The sequence below is a fragment of the Pseudomonas sp. SIMBA_068 genome (assembly GCF_046534705.1).
Taxonomy (GTDB): Bacteria; Pseudomonadota; Gammaproteobacteria; order Pseudomonadales; family Pseudomonadaceae; genus Aquipseudomonas; species Aquipseudomonas putida.
In genome coordinates this window covers 105859-130233 of record NZ_JAWRYI010000013.1, presented here as the reverse complement: position 1 = coordinate 130233, position 24375 = coordinate 105859, and the positions used below count along the sequence as shown (strand labels likewise).

At 63.5% G+C, this 24375-nt stretch carries 18 protein-coding genes and 3 tRNA genes; 8 read left to right on the top strand and 13 right to left on the bottom strand.

Annotated features, from left to right (window positions below; genetic code table 11):
* Positions 1 to 112 precede the first annotated feature (112 nt).
* A complete protein-coding gene (locus SB756_RS25100; RefSeq protein ID WP_016498294.1) occupies positions 113 to 2992 on the bottom strand; it encodes a ribonucleoside-diphosphate reductase subunit alpha in 2880 nt (959 codons plus the stop codon).
* 792 nt (positions 2993 to 3784) lie between these two features.
* On the opposite strand from SB756_RS25100, the gene SB756_RS25095 reads away from it, so the two are divergent.
* Complete coding sequence (locus SB756_RS25095; RefSeq protein WP_410912337.1) at positions 3785 to 4483, top strand: response regulator; 699 nt, start codon at positions 3785 to 3787, stop codon at positions 4481 to 4483.
* Positions 4480 to 6087, top strand: coding sequence for an ATP-binding protein (locus tag SB756_RS25090; protein WP_341796564.1), 1608 nt, complete (start codon positions 4480 to 4482; stop codon positions 6085 to 6087). Before SB756_RS25095 ends, SB756_RS25090 begins: the two co-directional genes overlap by 4 nt.
* A gap of 3 nt (positions 6088 to 6090) precedes the next feature.
* Here the strand turns inward: SB756_RS25090 and SB756_RS25085 are convergent, their stop codons facing one another.
* Together SB756_RS25085 and SB756_RS25080 are read right to left on the bottom strand one after the other, a co-directional pair.
* Positions 6091 to 6792, bottom strand: a complete 702-nt coding sequence (locus SB756_RS25085) for a 4'-phosphopantetheinyl transferase family protein (RefSeq protein ID WP_410912334.1) — start codon at positions 6790 to 6792, stop codon at positions 6091 to 6093.
* Between the two features lie 74 nt (positions 6793 to 6866).
* Positions 6867 to 7658 (bottom strand): dienelactone hydrolase family protein, encoded by a 792-nt coding sequence (locus SB756_RS25080; RefSeq protein WP_341796562.1) that lies wholly within the window; start codon positions 7656 to 7658, stop codon positions 6867 to 6869.
* A 129-nt stretch (positions 7659 to 7787) separates the two neighbouring features.
* Here SB756_RS25080 and SB756_RS25075 point away from each other — a divergent pair, with 129 nt between their 5' ends.
* From SB756_RS25075 to SB756_RS25060, 4 genes are all read left to right on the top strand, one after another.
* On the top strand, positions 7788 to 8393 hold the full coding sequence (locus SB756_RS25075; protein WP_016488681.1) for an outer membrane beta-barrel protein: 606 nt from the start codon (positions 7788 to 7790) through the stop codon (positions 8391 to 8393).
* 132 nt (positions 8394 to 8525) lie between these two features.
* A complete protein-coding gene (locus SB756_RS25070) occupies positions 8526 to 9203 on the top strand; it encodes a response regulator (protein ID WP_341796561.1) in 678 nt (225 codons plus the stop codon).
* Complete coding sequence (locus SB756_RS25065) at positions 9200 to 10546, top strand: ATP-binding protein (protein WP_341796560.1); 1347 nt, start codon at positions 9200 to 9202, stop codon at positions 10544 to 10546. Before SB756_RS25070 ends, SB756_RS25065 begins: the two co-directional genes overlap by 4 nt.
* A 307-nt stretch (positions 10547 to 10853) precedes the next feature.
* Positions 10854 to 12176, top strand: a complete 1323-nt coding sequence (locus tag SB756_RS25060) for a dicarboxylate/amino acid:cation symporter (protein WP_016488678.1) — start codon at positions 10854 to 10856, stop codon at positions 12174 to 12176.
* A 74-nt stretch (positions 12177 to 12250) separates the two neighbouring features.
* Here the strand turns inward: SB756_RS25060 and tsaA are convergent, their stop codons facing one another.
* The 5 genes from tsaA to rimO all read right to left on the bottom strand — a co-directional run bounded on the left by tsaA (position 12251) and on the right by rimO (position 16176).
* Positions 12251 to 12943 carry a tRNA (N6-threonylcarbamoyladenosine(37)-N6)-methyltransferase TrmO gene (tsaA, locus tag SB756_RS25055; protein WP_059394717.1) on the bottom strand — a complete coding sequence of 231 codons (693 nt, stop codon included), beginning with the start codon at positions 12941 to 12943 and terminating at the stop codon, positions 12251 to 12253.
* 6 nt (positions 12944 to 12949) lie between these two features.
* Positions 12950 to 13411, bottom strand: coding sequence for a DUF1456 family protein (locus SB756_RS25050; RefSeq protein WP_341796559.1), 462 nt, complete (start codon positions 13409 to 13411; stop codon positions 12950 to 12952).
* Positions 13412 to 13458: 47 nt separating this feature from the next.
* A complete protein-coding gene (locus tag SB756_RS25045) occupies positions 13459 to 14169 on the bottom strand; it encodes an rRNA pseudouridine synthase (protein WP_049277699.1) in 711 nt (236 codons plus the stop codon).
* Positions 14170 to 14246: 77 nt separating this feature from the next.
* Entirely contained in the window at positions 14247 to 14699 is a 453-nt protein-coding gene (locus tag SB756_RS25040; RefSeq protein ID WP_138737788.1) for a GNAT family N-acetyltransferase, read from the bottom strand.
* 145 nt (positions 14700 to 14844) lie between these two features.
* The gene (rimO, locus tag SB756_RS25035; RefSeq protein WP_059394723.1) at positions 14845 to 16176 is read right to left on the bottom strand and encodes a 30S ribosomal protein S12 methylthiotransferase RimO; all 1332 of its coding nucleotides are present in this window, start codon (positions 16174 to 16176) and stop codon (positions 14845 to 14847) included.
* A gap of 236 nt (positions 16177 to 16412) precedes the next feature.
* Here rimO and SB756_RS25030 point away from each other — a divergent pair, with 236 nt between their 5' ends.
* Positions 16413 to 18323: a potassium transporter Kup gene (locus SB756_RS25030; protein WP_063427441.1), complete on the top strand. Its 1911-nt coding sequence runs from the start codon at positions 16413 to 16415 to the stop codon at positions 18321 to 18323.
* Positions 18324 to 18381: 58 nt separating this feature from the next.
* Here the strand turns inward: SB756_RS25030 and SB756_RS25025 are convergent, their stop codons facing one another.
* The 5 genes from SB756_RS25025 to SB756_RS25005 all read right to left on the bottom strand — a co-directional run bounded on the left by SB756_RS25025 (position 18382) and on the right by SB756_RS25005 (position 23076).
* Positions 18382 to 19674, bottom strand: a complete 1293-nt coding sequence (locus SB756_RS25025) for a virulence factor family protein (protein ID WP_016498312.1) — start codon at positions 19672 to 19674, stop codon at positions 18382 to 18384.
* Entirely contained in the window at positions 19674 to 22316 is a 2643-nt protein-coding gene (gene mprF, locus SB756_RS25020) for a bifunctional lysylphosphatidylglycerol flippase/synthetase MprF (protein ID WP_410912328.1), read from the bottom strand. The genes SB756_RS25025 and mprF overlap by 1 nt, the downstream gene beginning before the upstream one ends.
* Positions 22317 to 22577: 261 nt before the next feature.
* Positions 22578 to 22654 (bottom strand) — tRNA-Met (locus SB756_RS25015).
* Between the two features lie 134 nt (positions 22655 to 22788).
* A tRNA-Met gene (locus tag SB756_RS25010) sits at positions 22789 to 22865 on the bottom strand.
* A gap of 134 nt (positions 22866 to 22999) precedes the next feature.
* Positions 23000 to 23076: transfer RNA gene (locus SB756_RS25005), tRNA-Met, on the bottom strand.
* A gap of 220 nt (positions 23077 to 23296) precedes the next feature.
* Here SB756_RS25005 and dinB point away from each other — a divergent pair.
* The gene (gene dinB, locus SB756_RS25000) at positions 23297 to 24355 is read left to right on the top strand and encodes a DNA polymerase IV (protein ID WP_162471781.1); all 1059 of its coding nucleotides are present in this window, start codon (positions 23297 to 23299) and stop codon (positions 24353 to 24355) included.
* Positions 24356 to 24375 lie beyond the last annotated feature (20 nt).

Genomic DNA, 24375 nt, shown 5'->3' with positions numbered 1-24375 from the left:
TGTTCTTTTACCGAGCCGCGCGAGCGGTGGGCAAAGGGCAGGGTTTCTCTGAGGCACGGATACAAAAATGCCGCGCGGGGCACCCGTAGGCACCCCGCGCGGCATTCAGGCCTTACTGGCAGGCTTCGCAGTCAGGCTCGTCGATCGCGCAGGCCTTCGGCACTGGCGCTGGGCCCGCTGCCTGGACCGGGGCGCTGTCGCCACCGCTGGAAACGGCGTTGAGCTTGCCGGTGTTGATGGTCGACTTCTCGGTGCTGGTCGCAGCCAGGGCACGGAGGTAGTAGGTGGTTTTCAGGCCGCGGTACCAGGCCATGCGGTAGGTCACGTCCAGCTTCTTGCCCGAGGCGCCCGCGATGTACAGGTTCAGCGACTGAGCCTGGTCGATCCACTTCTGGCGACGGGAGGCAGCGTCGACAATCCACTTGGTCTCGACTTCGAACGCGGTGGCGTACAGGTCTTTCAGCTCTTGCGGGATACGCTCGATCTGCTGCACCGAACCGTCGTAGTACTTCAGGTCGTTGATCATGACCGAGTCCCACAGGCCGCGGGCCTTCAGGTCACGGACCAGGTACGGGTTGATCACGGTGAACTCGCCCGACAGGTTCGATTTCACGTACAGGTTCTGGTAGGTCGGCTCGATCGACTGCGACACGCCGGTGATGTTGGCGATGGTCGCGGTTGGCGCGATGGCCATGATGTTCGAGTTACGAATACCTTTTTGTACGCGAGCACGCACCGGCGCCCAGTCCAGGGTCTCATTCAGGTCGACGTCGATGTACTTCTGGCCACGGGCCTCGATCAGGATCTGTTGCGAATCCAGCGGCAGGATGCCTTTGGACCACAGCGAACCCTGGAAGGTCTCGTAGGCGCCACGCTCGTCGGCCAGGTCGCAGGACGCCTGGATCGCGAAGTAGCTGACCGCTTCCATCGACTTGTCGGCGAACTCGACGGCAGCGTCGGAGCCGTAGGCGATGTGCTGCAGGTACAGTGCGTCCTGGAAGCCCATGATGCCCAGGCCGACCGGGCGGTGCTTGAGGTTCGAGTTACGCGCTTGCGGCACCGAGTAGTAGTTGATGTCGATCACGTTGTCGAGCATGCGCACGGCGGTGTTCACGGTGCGTTGCAGCTTAACGGTGTCCAGCTTGCCGTCGACGATGTGGTTCGGCAGGTTGATCGAGCCCAGGTTGCAGACCGCGATCTCGTCCTTGTTGGTGTTCAAGGTGATCTCGGTGCACAGGTTCGAGCTGTGAACCACGCCTACGTGCTGCTGCGGCGAACGCAGGTTGCACGGGTCCTTGAAGGTCAGCCACGGGTGGCCGGTCTCGAACAGCATCGACAGCATCTTGCGCCACAGGTCTTTGGCCTGGATGGTCTTGAACACCTTGATCTTGTTGTACTCGGTCAGGGCTTCGTAGTACTCGTAGCGCTCTTCGAAGGCCTTGCCGGTCAGGTCGTGCAGGTCTGGCACTTCCGAAGGCGAGAACAGGGTCCATTTGCCGTCATCGAAGACACGCTTCATGAACAGGTCAGGGATCCAGTTGGCGGTGTTCATGTCGTGGGTACGACGACGGTCATCACCGGTGTTCTTGCGCAGCTCGATGAACTCTTCGATGTCCAGGTGCCAGGTTTCCAGGTAGGCACACACGGCGCCCTTGCGCTTGCCACCCTGGTTGACGGCAACGGCGGTGTCGTTGACCACTTTCAGGAACGGTACGACGCCCTGGGACTTGCCGTTGGTGCCCTTGATGTAGGAGCCCAGTGCACGCACAGGGGTCCAGTCGTTGCCCAGGCCACCGGCGAATTTCGACAGCATGGCGTTGTCGTGGATCGCGTGGTAGATGCCCGACAGGTCGTCCGGCACGGTGGTCAGGTAGCAGCTGGACAGCTGCGGGCGCAGGGTACCGGCGTTGAACAGGGTCGGGGTCGAGGCCATGTAGTCGAAGGACGACAACAGGTTGTAGAACTCGATCGCACGGGCTTCCTTGTCTTTCTCTTCCAGCGCCAGGCCCATGGCCACACGCATGAAGAACACCTGAGGCAGCTCGAAGCGCACGCCATCCTTGTGGATGAAGTAACGGTCGTACAGGGTTTGCAGGCCCAGGTAGGTGAACTGCTGGTCGCGCTCGTGGTTGATCGCCTTGCCCAGTTTTTCCAGGTCGAAGTCAGCCAGGGCCGGGTTCAGCAGCTCGAACTCGATACCTTTGGCGATGTAGGCCGGCAGGGCCTTGGCGTACAGGTCAGCCATCTCGTGGTGGGTGGCGCTGTCGGCTACATTCAGGAAGCCAAGGCCTTCGGCGCGCAGGGTGTCCATCAGCAGGCGGGCGGTAACGAACGAGTAGTTCGGCTCGCGCTCTACCAGGGTACGGGCGGTCATCACCAGGGCGGTGTTGACGTCCTTGATGGCTACACCGTCGTACAGGTTCTTCAGGGTTTCGCGCTGGATCAGGTCGCCATCGACTTCGGCCAGGCCTTCGCAGGCTTCGCTGATGATGGTGTTCAGGCGGGCCATGTCGAGCGGCGCCAGGCTGCCGTCGGCCAGGGTGATGCGGATGCTCGGGTGCGGCTCGACCACGGCGTCGGTGTTGGCGCGGGTGGCACGCTCCTTGGCGCGCTGGTCGCGGTAGATCACGTAGTCGCGGGCAACTTTCTGCTCGCCTGCGCGCATCAGGGCCAGTTCTACCTGGTCCTGGATTTCTTCGATGTGGATGGTGCCACCCGATGGCATGCGACGTTTGAACGTGGCGGTCACCTGTTCTGTCAGGCGCGCGACGGTGTCGTGGATGCGCGACGAAGCGGCCGCGGTGCCGCCTTCAACTGCAAGGAACGCCTTGGTGATGGCAACGGTGATCTTGTCGTCGGTGTAGGGGACGACAGTGCCGTTACGCTTGATCACGCGCAGTTGGCCAGGGGCAGTGGCGGCCAGATCCTGGTTGGAATCGGCGGCCTGCGGCACCTTGGCCTGCGGGTTCTCGCGAGTTGTGTCGGTTTGCATGGGTGGGTGTCTCCACAGTTTCTATATTGTTCAGGCGCCTTTTGGGCGCCCACCGTTCCGTCCAGTTGCTCGATGGCCCGGCGGGGATGCGCAATGCATGCGCATCCGCCCGCACGGGCGTACCGACTTCGGGACAGACTCAGGAATAAGGGGCAATGGCTTGCCGCTCCCTGGCCGAAGTCAAAGGTTTTGGGCGGGGCCCAAAAACTGTTGCTGATGGATGCCAGGCCAGGCCTGCAACACCCATACCCGAACAAGGCCCTGGAAGGGCTTGCCTCGGTCGCCTCCGCAGGAGCGGTTTGGCTGCTGAAATCACCTGAAGTTCAGCTCGGAAAATCGCTTGATTTTGCGGGTTGACTTTTGTGTGTGATTTTGCACGAACCCCTATATGTAGTGGTTCGCTGCGTTCGGGATACAAGATAATGCGGTATTGGGGGCTTTGCAAGGCGAGCGCCTGTGGATAACGTGTGCGTACTTTGTGAGTGAATGGTGGGTATTCGCTGTAGGCCTTGTGCCAAGTGGTTTGCAGTATTTTTCTGCGCCTTGCTGCCCCAGGGCAGTTTTTTTCGGGCGCGAACCCTATCACAAAAAACGGTTCAGTCGAGCCCGCTGCGGGCGGTTTGGCAATGCCGGGCGTGGGGCTTAGTATCCAGGGGGGATGTTGCCTTTTGGTGAAAGGGTTATGTTGCCTGTACCGGCCCCACAGAAGAGCGCCGTCTCCTGTAGGAGCAGCCTTGTGCTGCGAAGAGGCCGGTACCGGTAATAAAAAAACAACAAGCAAAGGCAGAGGCCATGGACCACCCCGTACCCCGCATCCTCATCGTCGAAGACGACCAGCGCCTGGCCGAGCTCACCGCCGAGTACCTGCAGGCCAACGGCTTCGAGGTCGCGGTGGAGGGCGATGGCGCCCGCGCCGCCCGGCGCATCGTCGACAGCCAGCCCGATCTGGTCATCCTCGACCTCATGCTGCCTGGCGAGGACGGCCTGAGCATCTGCCGCCGGGTGCGCAGCCAGTACCCCGGGCCGATCCTCATGCTCACCGCACGCAGCGACGAACTCGACCAGGTCCAGGGCCTGGACCTGGGTGCCGACGACTACGTCTGCAAACCGGTACGCCCACGCCTGCTGCTGGCGCGTATCCAGGCCCTGCTGCGCCGCAGCGAAGCCGTGGACAGCAAGCGCCAGGACCTGGTCTTTGGCGCGCTGCGTATCGACAACCGCCTGCGCGAGGCGCGCCTGGGCGACCAGCTGATCGAGCTGACCGGTGCCGAATTCGACCTGCTCTGGCTGCTGGCCAGCAACGCCGGCCGGGTACTGACCCGCGAACAGATCTTCACCGCGCTGCGTGGCGTGGGCTACGACGGCCAAGACCGTTCCATCGACATACGCATCTCCAAAATCCGCCCCAAGATCGGCGATGACCCGCTTCAGCCACGGCTGATCAAGACCCTGCGCAGCAAGGGCTACCTGTTTGTCGGCGAAGCGCCATGAACAACTCGATCTTTCTGCGCATCTACGGCGGCATGCTGGCGGTGCTGGTGCTGGTGGCCCTGCTCGGCGTGCTCAGCCTGCACCTGGCCAACGAAGTGCGCGCCGCTCAGCACCGGGAGGGCCTGGCCCAAGGCACCTTCAGCCTGATGGCTGACAACCTGGCCCAGCAGAATGCAACCGAACGCAAGCGCTCGCTGCTGATCTGGGAGCGACTGCTCGGTGTGCCGCTGGCGCTGCAACCGATGACTGCGCGCAGCCTTGACGGCGGCCAGCGGGCGCGCCTGTACCGCGGCCTGGTGGTGGTCGAAAAGACCGGCCCACATGCGGCGCAAGTGCTGCGCAAGGTGGGCCAGGAAGACCTGATGCTGGTGGCGCAGATCAAACAGATAAGCGAGCAACTGGCGCGGGCCACGCTGTATCTGTTGGCCGATGAACTGGTTCGCTACCCTATAACCGAGCAGCAGCAGCGACTGGCACAGATCAAGCAGGAAAAGGGCTTCGGTTTTGGCGTCGCCTTGCAGCGCATCGAGCGGGTTAGCCTGGACGATGATCAGCGGCGCCGGGTCGAGGAGGGCGACACCGTCATGGCGCTGGGCAAGGATGGCGACTCGATTCGTGTGTTTGCCGGGCTGGCAGGCTCGCCCTGGGTGCTGGAGATTGGCCCGCTGTACCAGCTCAACCCGTATCCGCCGCAGTTGCTGATCCTGATTACTTTTCTCGGCCTGTGCCTGATCGGCCTGGTGGTCTACCTGCTGGTGCGCCAGCTGGAGCGCCGCGTGTCGGGCCTGGAGATTGCCGCCACACGCATCGCCCAGGGCAGCCTGGACACCCGCGTGCCCGCAGGCGACGCCGACTCGGTAGGGCGCCTGGCCGCCGCCTTCAACGGCATGGCCGAGCACCTGCAGCGCTCGCTGAGCATGCAGCGCGAGCTGGTGCGGGCGGTGTCCCACGAGTTGCGTACGCCGGTTGCGCGCCTGCGCTTTGGCCTGGAGATGATCGAAAGTGCCACCACCGAACAGGCACGCGCCAAGCATCTGGCCGGCATGGACGGGGATATCCAGGACCTCGACAAGCTGGTCGACGAAATGCTGACCTACGCCCGGCTGGAGCAAGGCGCGCCGGCCTTGAAGTTCCAGCGGGTCGACCTGGATGCCTTGCTCGCGCGGGTGATCGAAGAGCTGGCCCCGTTGCGTGCCGAGGTGCGGGTCGTGCGCGGCGACTGCCAGGGCGCGGATGCCGAAGGCGCCTGGGTCGAGGCCGAGCCGCGGTACTTGCACCGGGCACTGCAGAACCTGGTAGGCAACGCCATGCGCCATGCCGGATCTGAGGTGCGCGTGAGTTACCAGTTGGGGCAGCAGCGGTGCCGCATTGATGTCGAAGATGACGGCCCGGGGATCCCCGAGGGCTTCTGGGACCGTATCTTCACCCCGTTCACCCGCCTGGACGACAGCCGCACCCGTGCTTCGGGTGGGCACGGCCTGGGCCTGTCGATCGTGCGGCGAATCATCTACTGGCACACGGGCCGGGCGACGGTGGGGCGTAGCGAAGCGTTGGGTGGCGCCTGCTTCAGCCTGAACTGGCCACGCCAGCAAGCGCCACAGTAAAGGTCAGACGCTGACCAGGCTGAGCAGGTGGCCGTCCTGCAGGCAGAACTGGCCTTGCAACTCGGCGCCATGGCGCCACTGCGGCGACAGGTCGGTGAGCAGGCGCAGGCGGGCCAGCCCTTCGGTGGACCAGTCCAGCACTTCGGCGTGTTCGAAATAGAAGCGCTGGCGGGTCAGCGGGTAGAGGGTCTTGAACAGGCTTTCCTTCAGCGAGAAGGTCAAGGTGACCGTCAGGCCGAGTTGACGGCGGTCCAGGCGTTCGAGCTCGGGCGGGGTGAGGATTTCGGCCATCAGCCGTTCGGCGCGTTCGTCATCCAGCAAGGCTTCCTGATCCAGGCCCAGGCCCTGGCAACTGCCCTCGGCGGCGACTACGGCGGCGGCCCAGCCTTTGCCGTGGGTGATCGAGCCGCGAACGCCCGCCGGCCAGATCGGCGAGCGGTCCTCATGGGTGCCGGGTACGTAGTCGCGACCGTCCAGGCGCTGCAGCGCCGCGCGCGCGCATACGCGACCGGCCAGGTACTCAGCCTGGCGCTTGGCCACCGAGCGCTGCAGGCTGGCGCTGGGCACGAGGCCGGCGCGCTGGAAGTCGTCGGATGCCAGGCGGGCAGGGTCGAAGGCGCAACTGACCAGCACCGCGCCGGGCAGCGGGCGAGGCAAGGGCCAGTGGTGCTGGAGCGGGGCGCAGCAGGCTGGGAGAGTGTTCATGGCGCTATTGTGCCAGCCGCAGCGGCGGTGTGGGAGGTGGGATTGCTGGGGCTGCAACGCAGCCCCGACAATCCTTATTTGAACACCTTCTTGAAGAACGCCTGCATATCCGCCCAGGAGCTCTCGTCCGCTGCCTTGTTGTAGCCAATGTCCGGTCCACCATGTTCGCCATGGCTCAGTCGGTCTGCATCTGGGTTGGTAAACCCATGCTTGGCACCGTCAATGCTGACGAACTGGTAGTTGACCTTGGCCGCATCCATTTCCGCCTTGAACGCCTCCACCTGCTGCTGGGTGACCATGCTGTCCGCAGCGCCATGTTCAACCAGGATGTCCGCCCGCACGACGCCAGGCTTGGCCGGCGTCTGGGTGGCCAGCGCGCCATGGAAGCTCACCACGCCGTCCAGTTTCTCCCCCCTGCGTGCGGCATCGAGCACCACCTTGCCGCCAAAGCAGTAGCCCACAGCACCCAGTTGGTGCTTGTTGACGTTCGGCTGCTTTTTCAACAGCTCCAGGCCCGCGTCGAAGCGTGCTGCTGCCGCGGCCGGGTCCTTCATCGCTTCGGCCATGAATGCCTGGGCCTCCTGCGGATGCTCGGTGTGCTGGCCATCGCCGTACATGTCGATGGCCAGCGCTTTATAGCCCAGGGCGGCGAGGTCTCGTGCACGGCGCTTGGCATAGTCGTTCAGGCCCCACCATTCATGCACCACGACGATGCCTGGGCGTTTGTCGTCCAGCGCATCGTCGTAGGCGTAGTAGCCGACCAGGCGGTTGCCGTCGGCGTCCTGGTAGGGAATTTCACGGGTCATTACCGCCGCTTGGGCGAGGGCGGCGCTGCACATCAGGGTCAGGGCCAGCAGGGCACGCATCTTTACTACTCCTTGTCTTGCAGACAGTTCGTTCAGCCGAGGTTCAGCCAGGGTTCAGTCGCGGTTCAGGGTGCCCTCCTTACTCTAGCTTCCAGACCGAAACAGCGCACCCAACTGGAGTAACCAGCCATGAAAACCTTCAACACCCTGCTTGCCGCCATGGCCGTCTGTGCCGCTGGCATCACCACTGCCCAGGCCGCCGACGACAACTTCGCCAGCCTCACCTACGGCCAGACCAGCGACAAGGTTCGCAAGTCCGGCCTGCTGCAGCGCAACACCGACCAGCTCAACGCCGATGGCATCATCGGCAAGGACGACACCTGGGGTGTACGTGTGGGCAAGATCAACGATCAGGGCCGCTACTACATGACCTACGACAACGTCTCGGGTGACCACAGTGGCCTGAAGTTGCGCCAGGAAAACCTGCTGGGCAGCTACGACCTGTTCCTGCCGGTGGGCGATACCACCAAACTGTTCGGCGGTGGCAGCCTGGGCATGACCAAGCTCACCCAGGACTCGCCAGGCGCCAGCCGGGATACCGACTACGGTTATGCCTACGGCCTGCAGGCCGGTGTGATCCAGGACATCACCGACAAGGCTTCGGTGGAGCTGGGCTACCGTTACCTGCGCACCAATGCCGCGACCGAAGTGGGTGCGCATGGCGGGCCGAAGGACGGCACCCTACGTCTGACCAGCAGCGCGCAGACATACCTGGCTGCTTCCTACAAGTTCTGACGGGCGAGCCGCGTTATCCTGTACCGGCCCTTTCGCAGCACAAGGCTGCTCCTACAGGAATACCACCCCCTGTAGGAGCAGCCTTGTGCTGCGAAGAGGCCGGTACAGGCAATACACATTAAGGAGCTGCACATGAAACTGCTGGTGGTCGAGGACGAAGCCCTGCTTCGCCATCACCTCTACACCCGCCTGGGCGAAAGCGGCCATGTGGTCGAGGCGGTCGCCGATGCCGAGGAGGCGCTGTACCAAGCCGGGCAGTACCACTTCGACCTGGCCATCATCGACCTGGGCCTGCCTGGTATCAGTGGCCTGGAACTGATCACGCGCCTGCGCAGCCAGGACAAGACTTTCCCCATTCTCATCCTCACCGCCCGCGGCAACTGGCAGGACAAGGTCGAGGGCCTGGCCGCCGGTGCCGACGACTATCTGGTCAAACCGTTCCAGTTCGAAGAGCTCGAAGCGCGGCTGAATGCCCTGTTGCGCCGCTCCAGCGGCTTCACCCAGTCGACCATCGCCGCAGGCCCCTTGGTACTCGACCTCAACCGCAAGCAGGCCACCCTCGACGACCGGCCCCTGGCGCTGACCGCCTACGAGTACCGCATTCTCGAATACCTCATGCGCCATCATCAGCAGGTGGTGGCCAAGGATCGCCTGATGGAGCAGCTGTACCCAGGCGACGAGGAGCGCGACCCCAATGTCATCGAAGTACTGGTCGGCCGCCTGCGCCGCAAGCTTGAGGGCGAGCACGGCTTCAAACCCATCGACACCGTGCGCGGCCTGGGCTACCTGTTCACCGAGCGCTGCCGATGATCCGCTCGCTGCGGATACGCCTGATGCTGGCCGCCGCAGTACTGGCCTTGCTGTTCATGCTGGCGTTGCTGCCGGCCTTGCAGAAGGCCTTCAGCCTGGCGCTGCAGGAGTCGATCGAGCAGCGCCTGGCTTCGGATGTGACCACGCTGATTTCCGCCGCGCGCATCGAGCATGGTCAGTTGCAGATGCCGGCCCTGCTGCCGGACGAGCGCTATAACCTGCCGTACACGGGCCTGCTCGGTTATATCTTCGACCGCGACGGCAACCTGGTCTGGCAGTCGCGGGCCACCGCCGACCGGCACATCAACTACCGCCCGCGCTACGACGGGCGTGGCAATGAGTTCGCCCGCATTCATCAAGCAGATGGCGAAGAGTTCTTTGTCTACGACGTCGAGGTAAAGCTACTGGGGGGCCAGAGTGCCGCCTACAGCATTGTCGCCCTGCAGCCGGTGAGCGAGTACACGGCCACCCTCAATGGCCTGCGCGAGAAGCTCTACCTGGGCTTCGGTGCTGCCTTGCTGGCGCTGATGGTGCTGCTATGGGCTGGCCTGACCTGGGGCCTGCGCTCGTTGCGCCGGCTCAGCCACGAGCTGGACGAAGTGGAGTCGGGGGCGCGCGATGGCCTGAGCGGCGAGCACCCGCGCGAGCTGCTGCGCCTGACCCGCTCGCTCAACCGCCTGTTGCGCAGTGAGCGTGAGCAGCGTACGCGCTACCGCGACTCGCTGGACGACCTGGCGCACAGCCTGAAGACGCCGCTGGCGGTGTTGCAAGGCGTGGGCGAAAGCCTGCAGCAGCGCAGCGGTGAGCGCGAGCAGGCGCGGGTGCTGCAAAGCCAGATCGAGCGCATGAGCCAGCAGATCGACTATCAGCTGCAACGCGCCAGCCTGCGCAAGAGCGGCCTGGTGCGCCACAGCGTGAGGCTACGGCCGTTGCTCGACAGCCTGTGCAGCACCTTGGCCAAGGTCTACCGGGACAAGCAGGTGAGCGTGGCACTGGAATTGCCCGATGCGGCACAGGTGCCGATGGAGCAGGGCGCCTTGCTGGAAATGCTCGGCAACCTGCTGGAAAACGCCTACCGCCTGAGCCTTGGCCAGGTGCGGGTGAGCCTAGAGCAGGCGCCTGGGCAGTTGACCTTGTGTATCGAAGACGATGGGCCTGGGGTGCCGGCCGACCAGCGCGAGCGCATTCTGGAGCGCGGTGAGAGGCTGGACAGCCAGCACCCGGGGCAAGGCATCGGGCTGGCGGTGGTCAAGGACATTGTCGACAGCTATGACGCCGAGCTCAGCCTGGGGGATTCGCCCTTGGGTGGCGCGGCGTTCAGAATCACTTTCCATCTCGATTGATTGGCCGGCACCTCTGATTCAGGTGGGCGGATTCCCGCCATCCACCCTGTACAAAACCCGCCACCGGGCGGAAATCCGCCAGCCTTCCTCAGGCAAATTGCCCTGTCGTTGGGCATTTATCCCTAGCAAATACGGCCCTTGCACCCTTCATGGGCATTTTGGCACCACCCTTGCTATTGATCTTCGCAGAGGCCTGCCCAGGCAGCTCGAACACAACGACAAATCCCTCCAAGTGCAGGAGGGTTAGCGATTCAGGTGCCCCATCACCCTGGGAAGGGTGAACCGGCACACTTGAGGAAAATGAGCCATGACGACACGTCAGCCGCTGTACAAATCCCTGTATGTCCAGGTGATCGTTGCCATCACCATCGGCATCCTGCTCGGCCACTACTACCCGGAAACGGGCGTCGCCCTCAAACCCTTGGGTGACGGCTTCGTCAAACTGATCAAGATGGTCATTGCCCCGATCATCTTCTGCACCGTGGTCAGCGGCATCGCCGGCATGCAGAGCATGAAGTCGGTCGGCAAGACTGGCGGCTACGCGCTGCTGTACTTTGAAATCGTCTCCACCATCGCCCTGATCATCGGCCTCGTCGTCGTCAACGTGGTCAAGCCGGGCGCTGGCATGCACATCGACGTCAGCACCCTGAACGCCAGCAGCGTGGCCGCCTACGCCGCCGCCGGCGCACAGCAGACCACCGTCGGCTTCCTGCTCAATGTCATCCCTAACACGGTAGTGGGTGCCTTCGCCAACGGCGACATCCTGCAGGTGCTGATGTTCTCGGTGCTGTTCGGCTTTGCCCTGCACCGCCTGGGCAGCTACGGCAAGCCGTTGCTGGACATGATCGACCGCTTCGCCCATGTCATGTTCAACATCATCAACATGATCATGAAACTGGCCCCGATCGGTGCTTTCGGCGCCATGGCCTTCACCATCGGCCAGTACGGCGTGGGTTCGCTGGTGCAACTGGGCTACCTGATGGCGTGCTTCTACATCACCTGCCTGCTGTTCGTGCTGGTGGTGCTGGGCGGTATCTGCCGCGCCCACGGCTTCAGCGTGCTCAAGCTGATCCGCTATATCCGTGAAGAGCTGCTGATCGTGCTGGGCACTTCCTCCTCGGAATCGGCCCTGCCACGCATGCTGGCCAAGATGGAGCGCCTGGGCGCGAAGAAGTCGGTCGTCGGCCTGGTCATTCCGACCGGTTACTCGTTCAACCTGGACGGCACCTCGATCTACCTGACCATGGCTGCGGTGTTCATCGCCCAGGCCACCGACACCACCATGGACATCACCCACCAGATCACCCTGCTGCTGGTGCTGCTGGTGGCTTCCAAAGGTGCTGCCGGCGTCACCGGTTCGGGCTTCATCGTGCTGGCCGCCACCCTGTCGGCTGTTGGCCACCTGCCGGTAGCTGGCCTGGCGCTGATCCTCGGCATCGACCGCTTCATGTCTGAAGCCCGCGCACTGACCAACCTGGTGGGCAATGCCGTTGCCACCGTGGTCGTGGCCAAGTGGGTCAAGGAAATGGACAACGACAAGCTGGCCTCCGAGCTGGCCTCCGGTGGTGCACCGCTGGTCGATACCCGTCCAACTGATGACCTGGGCGTGGCCGAAGGCCCAGCGCGCTGATCGCGCGGCTGTAGTACGAAAAAGGCGACCTCCGGGTCGCCTTTTTCATGTGCGCTGTTCGCGTCGGTGCGCGGTCAGGCCAGCACCACCTCCAACACCCGGATCACCTCCGGCTGAGGGTAATGCCACCTCACCTGCACATCCCAGAACTTCACTCCGTACACCCGCTCGGCCGGTGGTACCTGGTAGGCCGGGCGCGGGTCTTGCGCCAGGCATTGTTCTATCAGTTCTACCAGCGGTTCAGCCAGGCGCAGTGCATGCTCGCGGGCCTGGGGCAGGGCGTTTTCGCCCCACTGCACGGCAATCGCGGCGGGCGCTGCGTTGGCCATCTGGTTGCTGGCGTCTGTAATGCAGTCGGCGTACGGCACATACGGCTTGATGTCCAGTACCGGCGTGCCATCGAGCAGGTCGATCCCGGACAGCAACAGGCGCCCAGGCTCTACACCCTCCAGGCGCACGACCGACTGGCCGATGCCGTTTGGCCGGTGGGTGGCACGAGTGGCGAACACCCCCATGCTCTTGTTGCCGCCCAGACGCGGTGGCCGCACTTTCAGGCGCGGCTTGTCCTCGAGGGCCTGGTGAAACAGGAACAGTAGCCAGACATGGCTGACCTGCTCCAGGCCTTCGACCGCATCACCTTGGTCGAACGGCGGCAGCAGTTCGAGCACGCCCCGCGCCGCAGGCGCCAGTTGGGGCTGGCGCGGGATGGCGAATTTCTCCTTGAAGCAGGAGCGGACGATGCCGACGGGTGCAACCGTATGCTGCATGGCCACTCAGCCGCGCACGCGCTGGGTCAGGCCTTTGAGGAAGTTGCGCAGCAACTGGTCGCCGCACGGGCGGTAGTTTTCGTGGCCGGCCTTGCGGAACAGCGCGCTCAGTTCAGGCTTGCTGACCGGGAAGTTGACCGACTTGAGGATCACGTGCAGGTCGTCTTCCTTGAGCTCGAAGGCCACACGCAGCTTCTTGAGGATGAGGTTGTTGGTCACTGGCAGCTCAACCGGCAATGGCGGGCGGCTATCGTCCTTGCCGCGGCGGTGGATTACCAGGCCATCGAGGAAGTGCGCCATCACCCGATCAGGGCAACGGACGAAGCCTTCCTCTTCTTCTTTCTTCAGGTAGGTGGCCAATACCAGGGGGGTCACCTCGAGGCCGGAAAGCCCGATGATCTCGGCCATCTTGGCGTCGTTCACCTTGAGCATGTAGCGCAGGCTGCGCAGGACGTCGTTGTGGTTCATTGCTGCAGAATCCTGTTCAGGTGCCACGCTTGTGCGTGGCGTATTGCTTAGAAACGTTCGGTAGTCGCCACGTAGCGCCATTGGCCGAGGGGCAGCTTGCCCATCGACACACCACCCAGGCGAATGCGTCGCATGCTTACCAGTTCCAGGCGCAGGTAGGCGCACAGCTCGGCGATCTGCCCGGGTTGGGGGTTTTTCAGCACCATGCGCAGGTGGGTCTCGTTCTGCCAACTGGCCTTGGCCTTGGGCAGCTCGCGGTCATTGCGCGTGGCACCGCGCGCCAGGCGTTCCAGCGCCTGAGGTGTGGTCTCGCCGCGCACTTCGACAATGAACTCCTGCTCCAGGCGACGCAGGTCGGCCTCGATCTTGCGGCTTACCCGCCAGTCCTGGGTGAATACCTGCAGGCCGCTGGCGCCGCGCTCGAGCGGTGCCACGCAGGCCTGGCGGTTAAAGTGCCCATGCAGGGCGCGCACGCCTTCGCGGTGCGCCTCGCTGAGGGTGGCCATGTTCATGCTGGCGCGGGCGCTTTCGCTGTCCACGCCGGCCGCCTGGTTGAGCAGCAGGGTTACCGGCTCCAGCGCTTCGACGCGGGCACCCGGGAGCAGCTCGACGCGCTGGTCCTCTACCTTGAACTGCGGCTGCTCGACCACCACGCCGTCGACCGTGACCCAGCCACCTTCGATATAGAGCTCGGCATCGCGGCGGGAGCAGCCAAGTTGCTCGATAAGGCGTTTGGACAGGCGGACGGGTTCGGACATGACGGCAATTCGCAAAGGCAGGGAAAGGCCAGCATTGTACCTGCCTGAGCGGCAGAGGGGCTGGGAATCTGTGTCATTTACGCCATTTTGCCAAGGCGCATGTGCAGAAGGGGGTAGGGCTGGCCCAGGCCGTCGGTTTCCGATCGGCCGATTACCTCGAAGCCTTCGTGCAGGTAAAAGCCCAAGGCCTGAGAGTTCTGCTCGTTGACGTCCAGGCGCTCGGCGTTCAGCTCGTCGATCGCATAGTGCAGCAGGCGCTTGCCCACCCCTTTGCCGCGGTACTCAGGGGCAACAAACAGCATGTCCACGCGCCCGTTGGCGACCCCGGCAAAGCCACAGATGCGCTGCCGGTCCTTGCAGCAGATCAGCATCACTGCGTCGAGGTAGCGGCGCAGTACCTGTTCGCGCAGTAAAACAATGTAGCCCTCTGGCAGGAAATCGTGAGTGGCACGTACCGAGTCCTCCCACACCTGCACAAGCTCGCCGTAGTCGCGCAAGTGCGGGGTTTGTAGCGTCAGTAGCGATGGCATGCCGGTGGTCCTCCATGGCGATCAGGAAAACATAGCAGGCCAACCACCGGTCGGCTTGTTCGCGTTGCGCGACCGTAAAAAAGCCCCTGCTCCGGTCATTCCAAGCGGGAATGCCAGGGCAGGGGCTTTTCAGGTTTCAGCCGTTTTAGATGGGCTCTGCCCACATGTCGTATTCGTCGGCATCCACTACACGGCAACGCACTTTGTCGCCTGGCTTGAAGCCATGGTCGCCATCGATGAACACGCTGCCGTCGATTTCCGGGGCATCGAAGAAGCTGCGGCCAACCGAACCCTGTTCCTCGACTTCGTCGATCAGCACTTCGATTTCCTTGCCGATGCGCAGTTGCAGGCGGGCGGTGCTGATGGCCTGCTGGTGGGCCATGAAGCGGTCCCAGCGCGCTTGCTTGATGTCGTCCGGCACTTCTTCCAGGCCCAGGTCGTTGGCCGGGGCGCCTTCTACAGGCGAGTACTGGAAGCAGCCCACACGGTCGAGCTGGGCTTCGGTCAGCCAGTCCAGCAGGTACTGGAAGTCTTCCTCGGTCTCGCCTGGGAAGCCGACAATGAAGGTGGAGCGGATCACCAGCTCAGGGCACTGTTCGCGCCAGTTCTTGATGCGCGCCAGGGTGCGGTCTTCGAAGGCAGGGCGCTTCATCGACTTGAGCACTTTCGGGCTGGCGTGCTGGAACGGGATATCCAGGTAAGGCAGGATCTTGCCGGCGGCCATCAGCGGGATCACGTCGTCGACGTTCGGGTACGGGTACACATAGTGCAGGCGTACCCAGGCACCCAGGCTGCTCAGGGCCTCGCACAGTTCGAGCATGCGGGTCTTGACCGGGCGGCCGTTCCAGAAGTCGGTCTTGTACTTGACGTCGACGCCGTAGGCGCTGGTGTCCTGGGAAATCACCAGGATCTCCTTGACCCCGGCCTTGACCAGGCGCTCGGCCTCGCTCAGCACTTCACCCACCGGGCGGCTGACCAGCTTGCCGCGCATCGACGGGATGATGCAGAAGCTGCAGCTGTGGTTGCAGCCTTCGGAAATCTTCAGGTACGCATAGTGGCGCGGGGTCAGCTTGATTCCCTGTGGCGGCACCAGGTCGATCAGTGGGTTGTGGTCCTGGCGTGGCGGTACCACTTCGTGTACGGCGTTGACCACCTGCTCGTACTGCTGTGGGCCGGTGACCGACAGCACGCTGGGGTGCACGTCACGGATGCTGCCTTCCTCGACACCCATGCAGCCGGTGACGATGACCTTGCCGTTTTCCTTGATCGCTTCGCCGATCACTTCCAGCGACTCGGCCTTGGCGCTGTCGATGAAGCCGCAGGTGTTGACCACCACCACGTCGGCGTCCTCGTAGGTGGGCACGACTTCATAACCTTCCATGCGCAGCTGGGTGAGGATGCGCTCGGAATCGACCAGGGCTTTTGGGCAACCCAGGCTTACGAAACCTACCTTGGGGGTGGCGGGCGTGGTGGACATGACTAACCTCGGTATTGAATGCAGGTCGCCCGGCCGGAATCGCGGGCGATCTTGACGGGCGCTTTTTGGCGCCTCTGATCAAAAAGTGCGCAATTCTAGCGAGCGCAAGGTCGCTTGACCAGCAGAAATACGACGAACGCTGCGCTATGCTTCGCGCCGTTGCGTGAAGGTGCCTTCGGGGGCCTGGCGCGCGAGTGAATACTAAAGGCCGAGATGGCCGTCTGCGGGAGTGGTCGATGGTTCAGGCAAGCAGTCACGCCGAGGGCGGGCACGCGGGGAAGCAGGGGGCGGCGCGGTCGCTGGGCCTGCTCGTGGCGGCGGTCGGGGTGGTTTATGGCGATATTGGCACCAGCCCGTTGTATACCCTCAAGGAAGTCTTCACCGGCGGCTACGGGGTGCCGGTCAACCATGATGGCGTGCTGGGGATCCTGTCGCTGATCCTGTGGTCGCTGTTATGGGTGGTGTCGTTCAAGTATGTGATGTTCATCCTGCGCGCCGACAACCAGGGCGAGGGTGGCACCATGGCGCTGACCGCGCTGGCGCGGCGGGCTACGGCCGCCTACCCGCGGTTGCGTACGCTGATGGTGATCTGCGGTTTGATCGGCGCTTCGCTGTTCTATGGCGACAGCATGATCACCCCGGCGGTATCGGTGCTCTCGGCCGTGGAGGGCATGGGCCTGGCGTTTGACGGAATCGACCACTGGGTGGTGCCGATTTCGCTGGTGGTGCTGGTGGCGCTGTTCCTGGTGCAGAAGCACGGCACCGAGAAAATCGGCAAGCTGTTCGGCCCGATCATGGTCACCTGGTTCGTGGTGCTGGGCGCATTGGGCGTGCACGGCATCTCACAGAGCCCGGAAGTGCTCAAGGCCTTCAACCCGGGCTGGGCGGTGAACTTCTTCGTGGTTCACCCAGGCATGGGCGTAGCCATCCTCGGTGCCGTGGTGCTGGCGCTGACCGGTGCCGAGGCGCTGTATGCCGACATGGGGCATTTTGGCCGCAAGCCGATTGCCCGGGCCTGGTTCATCCTGGTGCTGCCCGCGTTGGTACTCAACTATTTCGGCCAGGGTGCACTGCTGCTGCAAAACCCGGAGGCGGCCCGCAACCCCTTCTACCTGCTGGCGCCGAGCTGGGCGCTGTTGCCGTTGGTCGGGTTGGCCACAATGGCCACTGTGATCGCCTCGCAGGCGGTCATTTCCGGGGCCTTTTCCCTGACCCGCCAGGCCATCCAGCTGGGTTACATTCCGCGCATGCAGATCCAGCACACCTCCAGCGACGAGCAGGGGCAGATCTACATTGGCGCCGTGAACTGGACGCTAATGGTGGGCGTGGTGCTGCTGGTGATCGGCTTCGAGTCGTCCGGCGCCCTGGCGGCGGCCTACGGCGTGGCAGTAACCGGCACCATGCTGATGACCACCATTCTGGTGTCGGCGGTGATGCTGCTGTTGTGGAAGTGGCCGCCGGTGCTGGCAGTACCGATCCTGGTGGGCTTCCTGTTTGTGGATGGGCTGTTCTTCGCCGCCAACGTGCCGAAAATCTTCCAGGGCGGTGCCTTCCCGGTGCTGGCTGGCGGTGTGCTGTTCCTGCTGATGAGCACCTGGAAGCGCGGTAAGCAGATCCTGGTGGAGCGCATTGACGAAGGTGCGCTGCCATTGCCGCTGTTCATCAGCAGTATCCGCATTCAGCCGCCGCACCGGGTCGAAGGGACGGCGGTGTTCCTCACTGCCCGGTCGGATGCCGTGCCCCACGCCTTGTTGCACAACATGCTGCATAACCAGGTGCTGCACAGCCAGGTGGTGTTGCTGACTGTGGTCAGCGAGGACCGGCCGCGGGTACCGGAGCAGGAGCGCTTCGAGGTGGAGGCTTATGGTGACGGGTTCTTCCGAGTGCTGTTGCACTTTGGCTTCATGGACGAGCCCGACGTGCCGGCGGCATTGAAGCTGTGCCATCTGGACGATCTGGACTTCACCCCGATGCGCACCACTTACTTCCTCAGCCGCGAGACGGTAATCGCTTCGCGGCTGGAGGGGATGTCGCGCTGGCGGGGCAACCTGTTCGCGTTCTTGCTGAAGAATGCCAACGGGAACCTGCGCTTCTTCAACCTGCCGCTGAACCGGGTGATCGAACTGGGGACCCAGGTCGAGATCTGAGTTGGCAAGACTCGACGCGGTCCTACATTGACCGCGTCAATCTTCCAACGGTGAGAGCTCAGTTCTGTTCAGCGACGCTGGACTTGCCCTGGCGTGTCTCGATCTCACCAATCAAGCGCTTGGCCAGCGCCGGGTAGTTCTCATCAAAGTGGTGCCCCCCAGGCAGCTTCAGGCGCTCACCCACCGCGGTCTTTTCGGTGCAACCGCTTTCGTCGGTCTCTTCCACGCCATACACGCACACCACCTTGGCGGCCGGCAGCCTGGCCATTTCCGGACCGGTTGGGGCTTCCTGGCCTTCCTTGCCCAGCCAGCCCTCGACCTCGATCTCGAAGCTGCCGCTGCGGGCAAAGGCCAGCAGCATCACCGCGTCGATGCGTTGCTGGTCCTCCACCGGCAGGCGGTTGTAGATTGCCGGCAGCACATCGGCACCGAACGAATAGCCGGTCAGTACAAAGCGCTTGGTACCCCACTTCTGCCGGTAATGTTGCATCAGCTCGGACAGGTCGGCCGCACTTTGCTCCGGGGTCTTGTGCTGCCAGTAATAGCGCAGCGTGTCGATACCCACCACCGGGTAGCCCAGCTTGGCCATTTCCCCGGCGACATCGCGGTCCAGGTCACGCCAGCCGCCGTCACCGGAGAGGAACAGGGTGACTGTGTCGGTGGTCTGCCCGGCCGGCACTTCGACCACGGGGATGGCCAGGGCGTTGCCATCGTGGCCTACCAGGGCCTGGGTCAGCTGGGCCTTGAGCACTTGTGGCAAGTGGATGTCGTAGTCACTGATGCTGGTTTCGGCATTGGCCTGGTCGCGCACGAATGCGGCACTGGCGTCATCCGGGTTGTCGTTCCAGGCGACGTTCCAGTGGCCATGGGCAGCCGCTTTGGGCAGCGGTGCCTGGCAGCCGGGTTGCTCGACGGTGAAGTCCACGGAAATTGCCCGGGCCTTGTCATCGTTCTGGCTGGCCAGCCAGCGCCAGGCCTGGGCGGCGCCAGGGCCGATACCAGCGACCAATGTCGGCTTGTCCGACAGCTCGGCCAGGGCCTGGTCCATGACCTGTTGCTGCTTGCTGCAGTCGTTAGGCGGCAAAACCACCTGCACCAGCTGGGCTTCACCGGCCTGGCTCAGGTCGAGCAGCTGCTTGTCCGTCAGCGCCTGATCCTGTGGCACACCGATGGCCACCCGGGCCTTCGGGTGCACGCCTGGGGTCACGCGGGTGATGCTGGCGCCATTGCTGCTCAATTGCTCCAGGCGCGCCTCGGGGGCCGGGCGCGTCCACAGCCAGAATGCCAGCACCCCTCCCAGGGCGGCCAGCAGCAGAGGAACCAGCAGGTACAGCCAAAAGCGTCGGGTCATCAACGTTTCACCAATCCAGTCAGGCCGCCTGCAATCAGGGCGGCAGTATCGGCCAGTGCCACAAGCGGGTCGAGCCCGGCCGGCACGGCCATGTAGCGGGGTTCCCAATCCGGTTGGAATTTGTCCTTGAAGCGTCGAAGCCCCTGGAAGTTGTAAAGCTGTTCGCCACGGCGGAACACCATCGAGCCCAGGCGCTGGGTCAGGGGCGCGCCACGCCGCGGCTGCAGGCCTGAAAGCGGCACCATGCCCAGGCTGAAGCGGGAATACTCATGGCTTTTGTAGTGCAGGATCAGGCCGATCATCATGAACTCCATGGTCAGCTTCGGTGCCTCGGGGTGCGCACGCATCAGGTCGAGGCTGGCCAGCTCGTTGCTGTGGGTCTCCAGCAGGTTGGCGAACGCCACCGGCCGGCCCTGGAAGCGGATCAGTGCGATGCGGAAGTGCTGCAGGTACTCCGGGCTAAAGCGCCCCAACGAGAAGCCTTTTTCGCGCACGTTTTTACCGTCGAGCCAGGCATCGGAAATTTCCTTCAGCTCTGCCAGCGGGGCGTGGCCAGGTTCGTGAATTTCCAGGCTCAGGCCATCGCGGCCACCGCGGTTCCACGTGTAGCGCAGGTCCTTCATCTCTTTGCCCTTGGCTTCGAGGTCGAAGCGGCGCAAGTCCACCCGGGCTTCTTCGCCCAGCTTCAGTGCGGTCAGGCCAATGTCCATATAGAACGGCAGGTTTTCGGCGCGCACCTGGTAGAACACTGGCCGGGCGTGGTGCAGGTCGCACAGGTCACGGAACTGCCAGATCATTTCGGCGCGTTCCTGGGCCGGGCCGATCGGGTCGTACAGGGCCACCAGGCTACGGCCGCGACGGGCGTACATAAGGAAGGCATTGTCGCGTGGGTGAAACAGCAACGCCTTGTCGCCGGTCAGGGCCAGGCCGCCGTCGGGCTGGTCGGAGGCCAGCAGGATACGGTTGGCGCGCTGCAGTTCTTCGTCGTCGGGCAGGTGGATCACCGGCGGCGCGGTGCGCAGCAGCCAGGTCAGCGCCAAGGCAGCCAGCAGCAAGGCGCTGCCCATGGCGGCGCGCAGGCCGCGCGGGGCATCGGCGTCGAGGGTGAACTGCCACCACAGCTGATGGCTGTAGGGCACATCCTGGTAGGCAAACAACAGCAGCCACACCGATGCGCCGACCGCACAGGCACTGGCCACCAGGAACACTGGCGAAAATGGCAGCTCCAGCAGGCGGCTGGGGCGGTAGAACGAGCGACGGAACAAGGCTAGCAGGGCTGCGGTGAAGGTCAGCAGACAAGCCTCTTCCCAGTCAAAGCCCTTGAGCAGCGACAGCAGGGCACCGACCAAGAGCAGCACGGTGGTCAGCAGCCAGGCCGCGGACAGCCGCCGGCGCAGGCCTTGGGCCAGCAACAGGCACAGCACGCCGATCAGGCTCGCGCCAAAGTGCGAGGCATCGATCAGCCGGTGCGGCACCAGGAAGCCCATGTGCTCCAGGCGCGTGTCGATCTCGGGCGTGACGCCGGAAAACAGCAGCACCACCCCAGACAGGAATACCATTATCGACAGGATGGGGGCGGCCATCCCGGAGGCGGCCTTGATGGCCTGCTGTGCGAACAGCAGGCGCCGGGCTTCATTGGCCAGTAGCAGTACGCAGGCCAGCAGCAGGGGCAGCACCACATAGATCAGCCGGTAAAGCAGCAGGGCGGCCGCCAGCGGCGCGGCACCGAGCTGGTCGGCAAAAGCCGCCAGCAGGATGGCTTCGAACACCCCGACGCCGCCCGGTACGTGGCTGAGCACGCCTGCGGCCAGGGCTAGCAGGTACACCAGCACAAACGCGCCAAAGGGTGGTGCTTCAGGCAGCAGCAGATACAGTACGGTGGCGGCCGCTGCCACATCCAGCGCGGTAATCAGCAATTGCAGGGCGGCCAGGCGCGCGCCCGGCAGCCGCAGTGTACGGCGGCCCAGTTGCACCAGCAGGTTATTGGCCAGCGGTTGTTCGGCCAAGCGCCGGCGGTACAAGCCGAACACCAGCAGGGCGGACGCCACCAGCACGGCGGCGGCGATACCTGCCAGCAGGCCAGGCGCCAACCCCAGTGCGGTCGAGGCTGCCGGCAGGTCGCTCAAGGTTGCCAAGGCGGCGAGGGGGGGCAGCGCGCAGCCTAGCGACAGGCTGGCAAACACGGTCATGCGTGCGACTTCGCCAGCGCCCAGCCCCTGGCGTGCATACAGGCGGTAGCGCACCGAGCCACCCGAAAGCATCGACAGGCCGATGGCGTTGCCAATGGCAAAGGCGCTGAAGCCGCCAAGCATCAGGCTGCGTGCCGGCAGTTTCACGCCGGCATAGCGGCTGGCCGACCACTCGTAACCCAGCAGGATCACGAAGCCGATCACGGTCGCCAGCAAGGCGCCCAGCACTGACTGGGCCGGTACGCTGAGCATGGCACCGTGCAAGGCATGGATGTCCAGCTCGCTCAGCAGGTGGCGGCAGGCAATCAACGCCATGGTGAACAGCACCAGGGTCACTGCCAGGCCGATGGGCTGGCGGTAGCGGCTCACGCGTTCGAGCAAGGGCAGACGCTGCACGGCACCGGGTAGCGCCGAGGCCAGTGGCACCGGAGGTTCGGGGTTGTGAGAAGTCATGGGGTGCCTCGGGCCTGCAGCGCGAGGTTGAGGGGAGGTACGGCCAAGTGAAAGTCCCTTAGGAAAACGTACCCAATGTTACTCCGGCCTCAGGCGCTTTCAGCGGCTTGGCAGGGTTAAAGATAGTTCATCCTGGGCACGATGCCTCAAGCCTGCGGGTTGGCTGGAGGGCGGGGAAAATCGATGCGACGAAAAGCAGGGAGGGCAGAAGCAACAAACCCCGCGCTGCTGTTAAACAGGCGGGGTTTGTTCTGACGAATATGGTTGCGGGAGCCGGATTTGAACCGACGACCTTCGGGTTATGAGCCCGACGAGCTACCAGGCTGCTCCATCCCGCGTCAGTGGGGCGGATTCTACAGCGTGTGGTTTGTATGTCAAGCGCTAAGCTTTGATTTGTCGATGTTTTTCCGATGGCACTTTTCAGCCGACAAAGAAAAAGGCCACTGCGTTAACAGTGGCCTTTTCTTGAACTTGGTTGCGGGAGCCGGATTTGAACCGACGACCTTCGGGTTATGAGCCCGACGAGCTACCAGACTGCTCCATCCCGCGTCTGTGGGGCGCATTCTACAGTTTGCTGAGGGTGTGTCAAGCGCTAAGCTTTGATTTATCAAAGGTTTTTCGGTTTTACTTTTTTTAAGGCAAAGAAAAAGGCCACTGTATGAACAGTGGCCTTTTCTTGAATCTGGTTGCGGGAGCCGGATTTGAACCGACGACCTTCGGGTTATGAGCCCGACGAGCTACCAGGCTGCTCCATCCCGCGCCTGTGAGATCGAATTCTACGGATTTACGCCACAGTGTCAAGCAGTTTCATTGAAAAACCCTTTTTTGTTCAAACCCTTAGCGCTCGTCAGCAGCAAGCGGCTCAGGCGTGACGGGGCTTTCAGGCAGATTGTCGGGTGATGCAGCGGGTGAGGTGTTTCAGGTAGGTCGCATGCGATACTATCTGTATGAATTTACAGTGCTGACGGCCATCCATGTCTTTGCGCAAGATCATCCACGTCGACTGCGATTGCTTCTACGCCGCGATCGAGATGCGTGACGACCCCCGCCTGGCCGGGCGGCCCATGGCGGTTGGGGGCTCGCCTGAGCACCGTGGGGTGATCGCTACCTGCAACTATGAAGCGCGTGCCTATGGTGTGCGCTCGGCCATGTCGTCACGGCATGCACTAAAGCTGTGCCCCGACCTGTTGATCGTCAAGCCGCGCTTCGAGGCCTACCGTGAGGCCTCGCGGGAAATCCATGCGATCTTCCGCGACTACACCGAGCTGATCGAGCCTTTGTCGCTGGACGAAGCCTACCTGGATGTAAGTGACAGCCAGTGGTATTCGGGTAGTGCCACGCGCATCGCCGAGGATATCCGCCGGCGTGTCGCCCGCACCCTGCATATCACCGTGTCGGCGGGCGTGGCGCCAAACAAGTTCCTGGCCAAGATTGCCAGTGACTGGCGCAAACCCAACGGGCTGTTCGTGATTACCCCGGGCGAGGTGGAGGCCTTTGTCGCCGCTTTGCCGGTGGCCAGGCTGCATGGGGTGGGCAAGGTGACGGCAGATAAACTGACGCGGCTGGGCATCGAAACCTGCCTTGACCTGCGTGAATGGTCGCGCCTGGCACTGGTGCGTGAGTTTGGCAGCTTTGGCGAGCGTTTGTGGGGGCTGGCGCGGGGTGTAGATGAGCGTGCAGTACACAATGACAGCCGCAGGCAGTCGGTCAGCGTGGAAAACACCTACGACACCGACCTGCCGGACCTGGCCAGTTGCCTGGCGCGGTTACCCGAGCTGCTGGAGAGCCTGAACGAGCGCATCGCCCGTATGGACAGCAGTTATCGGCCGGACAAGCCGTTCGTCAAGGTCAAGTTCCATGACTTCAGCCAGACCACCATGGAGCAGGCAGGGGCCGGGCGGGACCTTGAAAGTTATCGGCAGCTTCTGGGGCAGGCGTTCGCCCGGGGTGGCAAGCCGGTGCGCTTGCTGGGGGTAGGGGTGAGGTTGCGCGATTTACGCGGAGCGCATGAGCAGTTGGAGCTGTTTACGCCTGAATGAAAAGGGGCCGCATAGCGGCC